Source organism: Halioglobus sp. D3-4 (assembly GCF_055809315.1).
In genome coordinates this window covers 2,005,504-2,019,176 of the sequence record NZ_CM147907.1, presented here as the reverse complement: position 1 = coordinate 2,019,176, position 13,673 = coordinate 2,005,504, and the positions used below count along the sequence as shown (strand labels likewise).

Sequence of the window (13,673 nt, the reverse complement as noted above, 5' to 3'; positions counted from 1 at the left end):
CTGCTGTTGACCGGGTCTGCTGGGTGTCTCAAGCGTGAGCAGGGGGGCATCACTATTTGTGGCTGCAGGGATTGCCACGTTGTTGTGTCTCCCGGCGGGGTGCGATATTGCGATACCGCCGCAGGAACCACCAGCGGATGTTGCGCTCAGCAAGGCGGTCGGTGAATTGTATCTGCGTTCCGGTCTCGCCAGCGATGTCAGTTCATCACAAATACTGGGCAAGCACTACAGGCCTGCGCAGGACACCTGGAAAGTGGTTGCCTGCGTCGAATTCGTGATGGGTGAGTCCGGTACCGGGCGCGACTGTAATGACTCATTTGAACTGTACCGGTTGGACTCGGGTTCCTGGATGGTTAACGGTACGCTCAATGGCGCCTACCGTTGGGTAGAACTACCCGAGAGTGAACTGCCGGGCTCCGCTACTGTGGGTTCTTGAGTTCGGCCAGCAATTGCATCGCCTTGTCGCGCTCCGCGAACGCCGTCTCCCGGGTCAGTAGTTCTTCCAGTGCTGCGATAGCGCCCTCGGTTTTTTCCTGTGCCAGAAGAATCAATGCCTGGTGATACTGGTAGTCCGCGCGTTGCGGGGCTTTCATCACGGCGCGACGAATGCTCAGCGCCGCTCTGGCATTGTCGCCATTGTAGTAGGCGGCAAGAGCCAGCGTATCGAGTGCGGCGGCGGACTCCGGCACGAGTTCAATGGCCTTCTCTGCCAGCGCCAACGACCGCCTCGGGTCACTTTGCTGCAGTGCCCGGGACAGTGCGGAGAGCGCCCGGACATTGTTTTCATCTGCTTCCAACACAGCCTCATATTGCGCCAGGGATTCCTTTTTGTGGCCTGTCAGGCCGAGTTGATCGCCGAGGGCAAGACGGGCCGACTGGTCAGATGGGTGCTCGGCAACCCATTCCCGCAACACGTTGCTTGCTGCGTCGCTGTCACCGGCAAAATTGAGGTAGTATGCAAGTTCCATCGCGGTCTGGGTGGAGGGTGCCAGCGCGAACACCTGTCGGCTGAATGTTAGCGCCTCCTGCGGTTGTTGATCGAGTGCGGCAGCAGCGGCCCGCAGCTGCAGAACATCAACTGACTCCGGCGCCAGTGCCACCAGAACGTCCAGGTGCGCTCGGAAGGCCTCCAACTCGCGAACACCCAGATCCATTCGCGCCAGTGCCAGTCGAGAGGGCAGGAACTGGGGGTTGAGCGCCAGCGCGGCCCGCAGAGACGCGCGTGCCTGTTCACCATCACCGGTGCCGGCGGCGGCCATCGCCAGCAGGTGATGGGTCTCGGGCGTTTCCGGCGTGGCCCGCAGCATCTCTTCGAGCGTGTATTGTGCGCTGATATTATCGGCGTCCGAAATCTGTGAAAGTGCGAGCAGCAGCAGCACTTTGGGCGAGCGACGCTGGGCCTTGTTAAGCGTGGCAAACAGCGGCGGTAGAAGCTCCGGTTTGCCCAGGGAAAGATAATAGCGGCCCAGCAGTAAACGGGGTTGCAGTGCTGTCGGGTGGGCCGTCATCGCGCGCTCCATGCCTTCTATTACAGCCTCTTCATTGCCGTCCTCGGCATCGAGTAGGGCCAGTTGGATCAGCGTAGAGAGGTGGTTGCGGTGATGGTCCAGCACGCCTTGATAATAGTCTCTTGCTTTCTCCGGATGCCCCTCTGCCTCGGCCATCTGCGCCAGTTGATGGTTAGCGGAGGGATCTCCCGGAGCCACCTCTACAGCTGCTTCAAAGGCGTCTCTGGCGTCTTCCGCCTGGCCGTTTTCAAGGTAGGCTCTGCCCAGTAGGTTGTAGGACATGGCGTTGCCGGGATGGCGCTGCTGATACTTTTTCGCCGCATCGATGGCGCCGGGGTAGTCCTGCGCCTGCAGGTGGCTGAGTATCAGTAGCACGCCAGCCTGTTGAAACTGTGGGTCCAGTTCGAGAGCCGTTTCAAGTTGTTCATTGGCCGCTGTGTTGTCTCCTCCCAGTATCAGACCGGTACCCAGGCGGATGCGGGCCGATGCGGATGCGGGTTGCAACTGTGCCACCCGCTCCAGCAGGGCGATCCCTTCGTCAACCCGGTTGTCAAACAGCAGGGCGTTGGCCAGCAATGTCAGGGTGTCGACGTCGTCCGGGTTTTCCTCCAGCACCGGCATCAGCAGCGGCTCTACCTGCGGGAATTCCTTTTGCTTGAGGCGAATGGTTGCCAGTAATTTTCTCCCGGCAAGGTTGTCGGGAAAGGTCTCGTAAAATTGACCGGCATAGGTTGCCGCCTGCTCAAGGTTGTCCAGCATCAGATTGGTCGAGCTGAGAAAGAACAGCACCAGCGGAAATTGCTGCCAGGCGGGTTCGGCGAGTGCAAGAGGGCGCTGTGCCTGGGTGTACTGTCCTTTCTGGAACAGCACTATCCCCTTGATATAGTTCCCTGCGGGATTGGACGGCGAATAGCCCAGCAGCGCCCTGGCATCTGCCAGCGCCCCGCCATAGTCCTTCATTTGTAGGCGTATCATCCCTCTCTTCAGGTGTTCAATCGGGCTGTAAGGTTGGTACTTGATCGTATTCGAATAGGCATTCAGTGCCTCGTCGAGTTTACCCTGGCGCATGTAAACATCACCGCTGACACTCCAGGCCTGCGCTGCATCGGGGGATCTCTCCAGTACCTCGCGGGTGGCAGCCAGGGCGCCGGTTAAATCCTGCTGGGCAAATCGGATTCTGGCCTGTGTAATCTGTACATAGGCAACTGCGGGCGCCAGCTTCAGTGCGCGGCGGATCAGTGAGTTGGCCCGTTCAGTGTTGCCCTGGGCAAATTCTGAAAGCGCCTGCACCGCCATCAGTTCACCTTTGGGCGCGGGGTCGATCTCCCCTCTGGGTAATTCGCTGACACCGCCGTAGTCACCCTGCGCGAGAAGTGCTTTGGCCAGCGCCGGCATCACATCGTTGGCCGGCCAGCCCAGCTCCAAGGCGCGCTGCAACTCCTTGGCTGCGGATTCGGTATCGCCTGTGAGCAGATAGGTCTCGCCCAGAAGCCAGCGCGCCTGCGTGGACATAGGATCTTTCTGCAACGCGTTTTTCAGTTCGATAGTGGCGGGCCCGTAACGGGATTCAGCGATATTTTGCTGGGCTGACGCAATGTACTCTTCCGTGGTTTTACTCGAGCAACTGACAATGCTCGAGAGAGCCAGCATGATGCACAGTAACCATGCCGTTGTTGGCTGAGTGATAGGGGCCGGTAGAGTGAGCCGTATCACCGATGCCATACACTACTTGATGTCAGCGTAAAAACCATGGTTGACCCTGTGTTCGCCATGTCTTCGCCGCGCAACCGTTGCGGGGCTGCACACTGTTATTCTGATAACGCACTACTGTACCAGACTTGTTGTGCTATGTGAGCCTGACAGGACACTGCGTCTTCGTCCCGCCAAGTTACGTAATGCTGTGGGCGTGGGTCGGTTGGAGCTGCCTGCTGACCGTGCATGCCTGAGGCATCGAGTCAGCCGGCCTGGTCAGGGCAGCAACTCAACGGCTTGATGCAAGGGGTTGATGATCGCCAGTATGATTACCAGTGTGACAGCGGCTGCCGCAAACAGCTTGCCCTTTTCCAGCGGTGTTTGCGGTTCATCAAGCAGCGCGAGAATACGCTGGCGGGTGTGATTACCGGAAAATGCCAGGCTGCCGACGGGGGATGCATGCTGTTGCAGCCGCGTGACACTGATCAGTGCTGCGGCCACTGACTCGCGGGACAGTAGGTTGGCTGCGCGGCTGTCACAGGCCTGCTCACAACACAGTTTCAAATCATCCAGTGCACCGTGCGTCCAGCGCTGTGGTAGTGGCGCAGTCAGTACGCGGGCTGCCAGCAGGCACAGATTGTCGCGCCGCTCTCTGTGTGCGGCCTCGTGATGGAGAATACAGTCGATCTCTGTCGCCGAGCACGCGTTCTGCAGGCCTCTTGAAATAAAAATCCTGGGATTGAGCCAGCCCAGCGTGAACGCCATCGGTTGGTTGTCCTCAAGAGTGATATAGCCACCCTGATCAACGCCCATCATCGTCAGTTGATCGCACAGGCGACTGGCTGCTAGCCACTGGCGGTACAGACACTGCACGACACTGTAGAGCGTCCACGCCGCCAGCAGTGCCGCAGGTAGCACTGCCAGCGACGACTGCGGGCCGTGCGACTGACACTGGTTGGTGTGGCAGTGACCGGCGACGAACCATTGCGCGAGATCAGGTGAATACAGGACATAGCTTGCCAGCAGTGCCGCTGCGGGCGGCAGTGCCAGCCACACCAGCAGGCATTTGCTGGCCTGTGCTGGATCTATCGAAAGCAGTGACGGTTGCAGTAAGCGGTAGGTCAATGCCTGTAGCGCCCCAAAGAACAGCCACAGGACAACTATGCAGAGCACAACTGAGGAGAGCAGTGTCAGCATGACTCGTCACCCCGTTCGGTAAGTCGCTGTTGTACCAGCGCATCGAGTTGATCCAGTGAGCTCTCGTCAAAGCGATCGGCAAAATCGACAAAGCTACTCAGTATGGGTTCCAGGCTGCCTGTGTGTAACTGGCCTATCACTCCTCCCAGCAATTTCCCAAGTAATTCCGCGCGTCCCATGCGCGCACGGTACAGGTAGGCGTGGCCGTGCTTCTCGCGGTTGACCAGCCGTTTGCGGTGCAGGCGCTCCAGTGTCGATTGCACCGTGCTCAGGCTGCACGTGCGCGAGGTCGGCAGTTGTTCGCGCAGCGCCTGTGCGGACTGGTCCGGTGCCTGCCACAGCGCCTTGAGCAGGGTGAGTTCCAACTCGCCCAGCTGCGGCAGTGTATTGCTCGGATTGGGGGACTTGCTGACCACAGTATCCGTCCTAAAAAACCGATCGTCGCTCGGTGTTACGACGCCCGTAATGCTTGTGTCGAAAATATCATAAGTTATTGATATTTATGAATATTAATTTTGACGCAAGCGTATATGACTATTATGCTCGCGGCCAAATTGGGGCCAAGATTAACGCAATGATCAGCGCAGTCAAGTGCAGCCTGACAGCGCAGGGGCCGTCGCAGGATTTAACCACTGTCGGAGTTACTACAACATGCTCAAACGCCTGTACACGTTTTTACTGCTCCCCGCTACTGCGCTGGCAACAGCGTCTTCCCCCGGGCTGGAGGAAGTGCAGGTGACTGGTAGGCACATCAATCTGGTCGGGGATGCGGTGTCTGCCTCCGAGGGTGTGATCAGTCAGGAAGAGATTGCCCTGCGACCGTTGCTGCGCAGTGGCGATGTGCTCGAACTCGTACCCGGCATGGTTGCCACCCAGCACAGCGGAACCGGTAAGGCGAACCAGTACTTCCTGAGAGGATTCAACCTCGATCACGGTACCGACTTCGCGACCTATGTCGATGGTATGCCGGTGAATATGCGCACACACGGACACGGTCAGGGTTATACAGATCTAAACTTTGTCATTCCCGAGACCATTGCAACACTTGCGTACAAAAAAGGACCCTACTACGCCGATGTGAATGACTTCAGCAGCGCGGGTAGTGCCCATCTGCAAACTCCAGAAAGGTTCGACGACGGCCTGTTGGAAGTGGGCGCCGGCGAAAACAACTTCTACCGTATGCTGTTGCTGGATAGCGTACCGCTGCTGGACGGTGCCGCCAGTTACGCGGTGGAGATCAATGGCTACGATGGCCCCTGGAGTGACATCAAGGAGGATGTGAAGAAGTACAACCTGATGCTGAAGTATGCGCGAGATATCGGTGATGGTGTGGCCAGTGTCAGCGTTATGGCATACGACAATAAATGGCACAGCCCCGATCAGATACCGCTGAGAGCGGTGGAAGGGGGGATTATTGATGAACTCGGCTCTATCGATGAGACTCTCGGTGGTAAATCACATCGCTATAGTCTGGCTACCCGTTGGCAGAATGAACACTGGGACGTGTCCGCTTACGCTATCCGCTACTCACTCAAGCTGTGGTCAAACTTCACCTATTTCCTCGATGACGAGGCCGACGGTGACCAGTTTGAGCAGCGCGATAATCGCTGGGTGTACGGCGGTAGAAGTGAATATCGGCAGGAACTGTCGATAGCGGGTTTTCCGATGACCAATCGCTATGGCGCGGACCTTCGCTATGACGATATCGATGAGGTGGGGTTGTATAAAACACAGGGACAGCATCGTCTGGGCACGATTCGTAGCGATCGCGTCGACGAGTGGAGTACCGGTGCCTATGTGGAGAGCGAGATTGCCTGGAGCGACAGGATTCGCACGGTACTGGGTGCGCGTTACGACTACTTCAACTTCGATGTGGACAGCCGAATTGATCAGAATATCTACGGCGTCGATCTGGGCAGCAACAGCGGTGAGGAGCACGATGACAAGCTGGCGCTCAAAGGCAGTGCGATTTATACCTTTAATGAGGCGTGGGAGTCATATTTCTCCATCGGTCAGGGGCTGCATTCCAATGATGCGCGCGGTACAACGGCAGCGGTTGATCCGGTTGATGGTGGCAGTGTCTTGCCGGTCGATCCGCTGGTGGATTCCCTGGGTTACGAAGTGGGGGCGCGCGGTTTTCTGGGCGATCGCCTGAATGCTTCTATTGCGCTGTGGCGGCTGGAAATCGATAGCGAACTGCTGTTCGTCGGTGACGCCGGCAACACCGAGGCGAGCCGTGGCTCGCGCCGCAAAGGTGTGGAGTTGTCGACGTACTATAGCCTGACGGATCAGTGGACACTGGATCTGGAATACGCCTTCACCGATTCAAAATTTACCGATTACGCGCCAGAAGGCAATGATATTCCAGGGGCCATCGATAAGGTTTTGCAGGCGGGTATCAGCGCGGAACTGGACAGCGGTTGGTTCGGCAGTGTGCGTGTACGTTATTTTGGTGAACGACCGCTGGTCGAGGACGGCAGCGTCAAATCCGATGACTCCACGGTGGTGAATCTGCGCGCCGGATACCAGGCCAGGCAGTGGTCTGTGAAAGTGGATGTATTGAATGTGCTGGACAGCAATGATCACGATATCGATTATTTTTATGCCTCGCGCCTGCCGGGTGAACCCAGTGGCGGCGTGGAGGATATCCACTACCATGTACTGGAGCCGCGCACAGTGAGACTTTACGTGGGCTATACATTCTAGATCGCACAGGGATCTATGGCGTCGTATATACCCATGTCGACGGTTGGCTTTGGACATGCGAATTTTCAAGTTGCAGTAGTGCACCGCTGCGGTGCTTGATGCGTCATTGCGGATAGTGCAAGCTTCGCCAATGGTTATAGACAGTCTCTGGTTTGTTCTCCTGCACCTGATAATTCAGGTGGCCGTTATCGTGCGCGTACTGCAGCGTCCTAATCGGGAGCCAACATCCCGTATTGCCTGGGTGGTTGTGGTGCTGGCTTTGCCGGTGTTGGGAATCCTCGCCTACCTGATGTTGGGTGAGACCAATGTTGGTCGCCGCAACCAAAAGGCAATGAAGGGGGTTGTAGGCGGGGAGTTACACAAACAGACCGTTGATGAAAGTCAGGCAAAAGATCCAATCGGTGTGCCTGTGCGGTACGCACACCTCTTCCGCGTCGGGCACTCGGTAAGCGGCTATCCAGCTGTCGCGGGCAACACAGCGCAGCTACTGGCGGATTCACAGGCGACGATAGACAGCGTCATCGCGGATATTGACGCCGCCAAACAGCAGGTTGATGTGTTGTTCTATATCTGGCTGACCGACAATAACGGCACCAGCGTGGCGCAGGCGTTGATGCGTGCCGTCGAGCGCGGGGTAAACTGCCGAGCGATGGTTGATGGCCTGGGTTCGCGCCCGTTGCTGCGCTCGAAACTCTGGCGCAAGATGAAAAAGGCCGGTGTACATACCAGTGTAGCGCTGCCGCTGGGTAATATTCTGTTGCGGCCACTACAGGGTCGCGTCGATTTGCGCAATCACCGCAAAATCATTGTTATCGACAATCGCATCACCTATTGCGGCAGCCAGAATTGCGCGGATGCCGAGTTCAGGGTCAAACCCAAGTTTGCCCCTTGGGTGGATTCTGTCGTGCGCCTCGAGGGCCCCATCGCTCACCAGAATGCACTGCTGTTCAACAGCGACTGGAAGGTCTACTCAGGGAAGGATACTGCCAATAGTGACGAGGCGATTGACAGCGATGAGACCAAGGGCGTTATCGCACAGGTGATTGCCAGCGGTCCGACACTGCGCGCATCCGCAATGCCCGAAGTGTTTGTATCCCTGATGTTTGCCGCGCGACACGAACTTGTTATTTCCACACCCTATTACGTGCCCAATCAGTCCATGCAATCCGCCCTTTGCGCGGCTGCCTATCGCGGTGTCCGCACGATACTGATCCTGCCTGCCAGAAACGATTCCAGGGAGGTGGCAGCAGCCAGTCGCAGTTACTATGCCGAACTGTTGCAGGCGGGTGTCGATATTCGTGAGTACGTGGGCGGTTTGTTGCACAGCAAAACCGTGACCCTCGATGGCGAGATTGTGCTGGTGGGGTCTGCAAATATGGACAGGCGCAGTTTCGACCTCAATTTCGAGAACAATATTCTGATGTACGACCCGGAGTTGACGGAGACGGTGCGAGCGCGCCAGCAAAGCTACATCGACAGTGCCAACGATGTGACACTGGAGCAGGTCGAAGCCTGGTCTCTGTCGCGGCGGCTGTGGAATAATTCGGTAGCGATGCTGGGGCCGATACTCTGATCAGCGCGACAGTTACCCCGCGCTAAAACGTGATGGATGCCTCTATGCCGTATGATCTCGGTGCCCCGAGGGCGTAGGAGCCTGCGCCCAGTGATTCAGTATTGGAAAAGCCACCCTGGTAGTACTGTTCGTCCGTCAGGTTGTCGACGTAGAGCCACAGCTGAATATTGTCATGATTGACCGGGCTGTAGCCGAGTCGGAAGTTCCATAGTGTCACATCGTCAATGGTGGCACTGTCTCGATACGCCTCTTCCCACGCTGTTGCGTCCAGCCCGGTGTAGAAGGAATCGCGGTAGTACATCGACAGGCGCGGCGCGAACTCGCCAATGGCTGTGGGCAGGACGGCCATCGCCGAGAGCGAGTAGGTCAGTTTGGGAATGGCTGCGAAATCCTCGTCGGAGCGGTCTATTACTGACTGGGTGGGCGGGATGGTAGAGGTATCCACGTCTGACGCGATGAACTCGTCGTAGCTGGCATCGGTGTAGCTGGTGGTTGCCGAGAGTATGACATTGGGTAGGGGCAGGGCGGTCAACTCCATCTCGAACCCCTTGATGGTTGCGGCCCCGGCATTGTCGATAAATAGCAGAATATCCGCGAATGACCGCCCCTGTTCGGTGATGCGTATCTGGATGTCGTCGTAATCCATGTAATAGAACGCGGTATTGAAACGGATGCGCTGATCGAACGCATCCAGCTTAAGACCGAGTTCGTAATTGGTGACGGACTCCGGCTCAAACTCGGATATCTCCAGCCCCTTCATTTCGAAACCGCCCGACTTGAACCCTTTGCTGTAGGTGAAGTACACCAGTGTACTGTCCAGCACTGTATTGTGCAGGTAGCTGTCCGGTAGGGTGATCGCGTTGGTGATGGTGGGCGTCCATTTCGACCACTCTTTGTCTTCCTCCACTTTACTGTTATCGGTGCGGATGATTTCACCGCTGAGAGTTTCATACTCATCTACCAGACGGATCGGCAGGTATGAGGGAGGGTCGGCGTAAAATCCGCTGGGGTCAGACAGTCCCAGTACATCAAACAGGCACAGGGCACCACTTGCGCCGGGAACAAGGTCCTCGTCGGCGATGGTTTCACAATCGGCCTCATACAGTGTCGCTTCGCGCTTGCGTTTTTCCGTAGTGAAGCGCGTACCCATTGTCAGTTGATACCAGTCCGTTACATCGTAGGTGCCCTCAGCGAAAATGGCATAGCTCTCGTTGGTGAGGTCGCTGCGGGTGCCGATAACCTTAGGTATCAGGGTGCCGGCATCGGCTTTGTAGGAATAGCCATTGAAGCCGGCGATATTGCCGGACAGGTTGTCCTTGATTTCTTCACGGGCAATAAAAATGCCGGTGGTAAACGACAGGCGCTCGTCGAACGCCCTGCCGGAGAGCTGTAACTCCTGGCTGTACTGATCGCGCTTTTCGCCATTGGGCAGTGAGAAGTCCCCCTGGCCCGCATCGAGTGAGCGCTGCAGTGCGTTGTAGACTGCTTCCCCACCTGTTTCAACACCGGGAATATCGGTGGCGTCACTGTCATTGACTATCCGAATGTCGTGTTGGTGGCTCCAGGCTGTGATGCTCTTGATCTCAAACTTATCGTACTTCCAGTTCGCCGTCAGGCTGAGAACCTGGTTGGTCATCTCGAATTTCGAGGGGCCGTTGATGATGATTCTATCATCGTCGGCTTCAGATTCGCTGGCGTCGCAGCGAGACTGGTACGACTCGGGTGCGGTGAATCCCGGCCAGGTGAACGTATTGAAAACGCTGTCCGGGTTCTGCAGGAAACAGGTCAGGCCAGCGCCGTTCTCGTCGATTTTTGACCAGTAGTAAAACACATCGGTGTTAAACGTTTCCGTGGGTTGCCAGTAGAGTCGGGCCGTCGCACCCAGCCTGTCCTCATCCCCGTACTTATTGCCGTCGTAGCGGTTTTTCAGGTAACCGTCGAGGTTGGTTGTATTCAGGCTGACCCGCGCTGCCAGTGTGTCTTCAATAAGGGGAAGGTTGCCGCTTACCTTGAGGTCGCGACGGCCGTAATTCCCCAGCCGCGTCGATACCTCTGCGCCGTATTCGTGAGTGTCGGGTAGCTGGGTGGTTAGCAGCACCGCGCCGCCGGTATTGTTCTTGCCGAACAGGGTGCCCTGTGGACCGCGCAATACCTGTATCGAAGAGGCATCCACCACGTCCAGTAACTGGCTGTCGGTACGCGCGATATAGACGGAGTTGATATACACGCCGACGCCAGGGTCCAGCACTGCCGAGGCCTCTTTCTGGCCAACGCCGCGTATAAAAATGGAGGGTGCCTTGTTGCCCATCTCACTGAATATCAGCCCGGGTACGGATTCCTGTAAATCGCGAGTGTTCGCAATCCCTGCCACTTCGAGTGCCTCGGCTGAAAATGCGGAGACCGCAACCGGTGTTTCCTGCAGCACTTCATTTCGCTTTCTGGCCGTCACGAGGACCTCATCCAGCGTCAATTGTCCCTGTGGGACTGTCGATGTAGCACCTTCGGCGGCGACTGTGTATGTGATGGAGTATGGAGAAAGGGCCAGAAAAAGCAGGCATGAAGCAATAGCCTGTCTATCCGGCGTTTTATAGCACCCACTCATAAACCAAATGTTCTCGCTGTTACGGCACCGTGCTGGGCTGGTGTGTGCTAGAAGTCATACCTCACTTCTATCCCGGCCATGCGGTTGGCATATTTCGGTACTTTTTGTATGTAGCCGTTGGGCAGCAGTGCGGGGCTATTGGCGTAAATCAACGAGGCGTAGTTCTTGTCAAACACGTTCTTTACGAATGCGGTGATTCTATAGCCTTGATCCTCACCTGCTACTATGGCGCGGATATCGACAATACCATAGGCATCCTGCTTGGTGTAGGGATCTTGTGACAGTTCGTAAAGCACGTCGTCCTGCCAGCGTATATTGGCACCCAGAGTCAGGTTGAAGGGCATATCATCCAGCGGTAGCGTGTAGTCTGTGCTGAGGTTCATCTTCCAGTCCGGCGTGTAGGGTAGCTTCCCGCCGGAGAGATCCTGATAATTGTTGGGACACTCGCCCCTGGCTTTTTGTCCGCCGCTGCAATTGCCATTGGGGTAGTCATCAATCTGGGCATCGGTATAGACGATACCGCCGCTGATGCTCCAGTTCTCCATTGGCAGGGCGATAAAATCCATCTCTACACCCTGGGTGGATACGGCACCGACATTCGTCACGACGATAGTACCCAGCGGCCCGATATTGAGTGAGGTCTCCGCCTGAAAATCGTGGTATTTGGAGTAATAGACATCCAAATTCACAATCAGACGGTTGTCCAACCAGCTTGATTTCAGGCCGATCTCGAAGGAATCGCTGGTTTCAGGATCGACAACGCCGCCCGCCAGAGGCGAGTTCGGGTCCGTCGGGTCTACTCGCGCCGTTTCGGGAAACAGGCCGGTGTCAAAAGCCGGGCCTTTGTAACCGCTGACATAACTGGCATAGGCCATGGCGTTATCGCTGACATCCCATTGCAGGGCTACTTTGGGAGAGAAGTCACTCTTGTCCAGCGAATCCTTGGCCTCGCCGGGGTCACCAAAGACGATGCCGTCGGTCTTGTCTGCCGATGTATGATAGCTCAGGTCATCATAGGTATAGCGCCCGCCCAGAATGAGCCGCCACTGCTGCCAGAGATTGAGCGTCACCTCGCCGAAAACGGCGGTATTCTTGCTGGTGACACTGGTTTTGGATATCCGCGTAGTGGCGGGAACAATGGGTTCCAGCACGCCGGCGGTGGCGGTATTGCCGGTATCTACATCCTGCTCGAAATAAAAAGCACCGATGACATACGAGCCCCAATCTGTTGGTGGTGAAGCGAGGCGGAACTCCTGTGAAAACTGATTCTGCTCCGTTTTGGGTGGGGAGGGAAAGGTCAGTGCCAGTGGGTTTATCGGTGAGTCATCAAAATCCACAATGCTCTCACTCTCCCAGTCGCGGTAGGCTGTTATCGATGTCAGCACATAACCATCAACGTCCCAGTTGCCGGTGAGTGAATAGCCACTGCTTGTGATGCGGGTAAATGTCCGCTGATCGTTGTTCACATCCTGATTGTGCTTGGATGGCACCACCGGTAATTGTTCCTGTAACAGGCGCTGCTGGTCCGGGCCGGGCAGAATGGCGCGCACGCTCAGTGCTGTGCAATCACAATCGCTTTTGCTGTAGTCACTGGCCAACAGAAAATCGAGATCCTCCGTGGGTTGCCACAATAACTTTCCGCGGACATTAAAGGCTTCATTATCGTTCACCTTCTTGTCGTTGTAATAGTTCTTGGAGTAGCCGTCATCGTTCACCCCAAAGCCGGTCAGCCGGTAGCCCAGCGTATCGGTGATGGGACCCGCTACGCTGCCGTCTATGCGGTACTCGCCTTCCTCGATAGCCGTGGCTGCAACGGTGCCGCTGAATTCGGGCGTGGGGTCCTTGGTGATGATGTGTACCACGCCGCCCGATGCGTTTTTGCCATACAGGGTGCCCTGGGGGCCGCGCAGCACTTCAACGCGCTGCACATCCACCAGGTCCAGGAAAGCCATGCCTGAGCGACCCATCACGACGCCATCGAGCATGGTGGAGACACTCGGGTCTACACCGGGGCTGAAGGTCTGTGTGCCGATACCCCGAATATTGAACGAGGAGGTTGATGGGCCGGAGCTGGCCTGCAGGTTTAGCGTCGGAATCAATGTGGCCAGTTCGCCGGCGTTTTTCAGTTGAGCCTCCGCCATTGCCCTGCCCGACAGCAAAGAGACACCAATGGGTACATCCTGAAGATTCTCTTCGCGTTTCTGGGCGGTTACGATGAGCTCTTCGAGTATCGGGCGTGCACCGGTAGCGGGTGACTGTGCCAGCACGGGCACGGGTAGCAAGCTTGCAAGTAAAGCGGTATGAACAAACCTTGCGGCTTTGCGATCGATGGTCATAGTGTAGCCTTATTTTTTGTTATAACAATCTACTGCCACCCCATACAGGCCAGTGGCCA

At 56.7% G+C, this 13,673-nt stretch carries 8 protein-coding genes; 3 read left to right on the top strand and 5 right to left on the bottom strand.

Annotated features, from left to right (window positions below):
- Positions 1-34: 34 nt before the first annotated feature.
- Positions 35-436 (top strand): hypothetical protein, encoded by a 402-nt coding sequence (locus AC0L6S_RS08770; RefSeq protein WP_473428065.1) that lies wholly within the window; start codon positions 35-37, stop codon positions 434-436.
- On the opposite strand, the gene prsT is transcribed toward AC0L6S_RS08770, so the two are convergent.
- The 3 genes from prsT to AC0L6S_RS08755 all read right to left on the bottom strand — a co-directional run bounded on the left by prsT (position 420) and on the right by AC0L6S_RS08755 (position 4,813).
- A complete protein-coding gene (gene prsT, locus AC0L6S_RS08765; RefSeq protein ID WP_473428064.1) occupies positions 420-3,230 on the bottom strand; it encodes an XrtA/PEP-CTERM system TPR-repeat protein PrsT in 2,811 nt (936 codons plus the stop codon). The genes AC0L6S_RS08770 and prsT overlap by 17 nt on opposite strands.
- A 246-nt stretch (positions 3,231-3,476) precedes the next feature.
- Positions 3,477-4,397 carry a M56 family metallopeptidase gene (locus AC0L6S_RS08760; RefSeq protein ID WP_473428062.1) on the bottom strand — a complete coding sequence of 307 codons (921 nt, stop codon included), beginning with the start codon at positions 4,395-4,397 and terminating at the stop codon, positions 3,477-3,479.
- Positions 4,391-4,813 (bottom strand): BlaI/MecI/CopY family transcriptional regulator, encoded by a 423-nt coding sequence (locus tag AC0L6S_RS08755; RefSeq protein WP_473428061.1) that lies wholly within the window; start codon positions 4,811-4,813, stop codon positions 4,391-4,393. Before AC0L6S_RS08755 ends, AC0L6S_RS08760 begins: the two co-directional genes overlap by 7 nt.
- 235 nt (positions 4,814-5,048) lie before the next feature.
- Here AC0L6S_RS08755 and AC0L6S_RS08750 point away from each other — a divergent pair, with 235 nt between their 5' ends.
- Together AC0L6S_RS08750 and cls are read left to right on the top strand one after the other, a co-directional pair.
- Positions 5,049-7,103 carry a TonB-dependent receptor gene (locus tag AC0L6S_RS08750; protein WP_473428058.1) on the top strand — a complete coding sequence of 685 codons (2,055 nt, stop codon included), beginning with the start codon at positions 5,049-5,051 and terminating at the stop codon, positions 7,101-7,103.
- Positions 7,104-7,233: 130 nt separating this feature from the next.
- Positions 7,234-8,676, top strand: a complete 1,443-nt coding sequence (cls, locus tag AC0L6S_RS08745; RefSeq protein ID WP_473428057.1) for a cardiolipin synthase — start codon at positions 7,234-7,236, stop codon at positions 8,674-8,676.
- A gap of 22 nt (positions 8,677-8,698) precedes the next feature.
- Here cls and AC0L6S_RS08740 read toward each other — a convergent pair whose 3' ends face one another.
- Positions 8,699-11,125, bottom strand: coding sequence for a TonB-dependent receptor (locus tag AC0L6S_RS08740; protein ID WP_473428056.1), 2,427 nt, complete (start codon positions 11,123-11,125; stop codon positions 8,699-8,701).
- Between the two features lie 200 nt (positions 11,126-11,325).
- A complete protein-coding gene (locus tag AC0L6S_RS08735) occupies positions 11,326-13,614 on the bottom strand; it encodes a TonB-dependent receptor (protein WP_473428055.1) in 2,289 nt (762 codons plus the stop codon).
- Positions 13,615-13,673 lie beyond the last annotated feature (59 nt).

Coding starts and splice junctions, on each gene's coding strand:
- prsT (WP_473428064.1), bottom strand. CDS start 3,230: ATGGCATCGGTGATACGGCTCACTCTACCGGCCCCTATCACTCAGCCA.
- AC0L6S_RS08760 (WP_473428062.1), bottom strand. CDS start 4,397: ATGCTGACACTGCTCTCCTCAGTTGTGCTCTGCATAGTTGTCCTGTGG.
- AC0L6S_RS08750 (WP_473428058.1), top strand. CDS start 5,049: ATGCTCAAACGCCTGTACACGTTTTTACTGCTCCCCGCTACTGCGCTG.
- cls (WP_473428057.1), top strand. CDS start 7,234: ATGGTTATAGACAGTCTCTGGTTTGTTCTCCTGCACCTGATAATTCAG.
- AC0L6S_RS08735 (WP_473428055.1), bottom strand. CDS start 13,614: ATGACCATCGATCGCAAAGCCGCAAGGTTTGTTCATACCGCTTTACTT.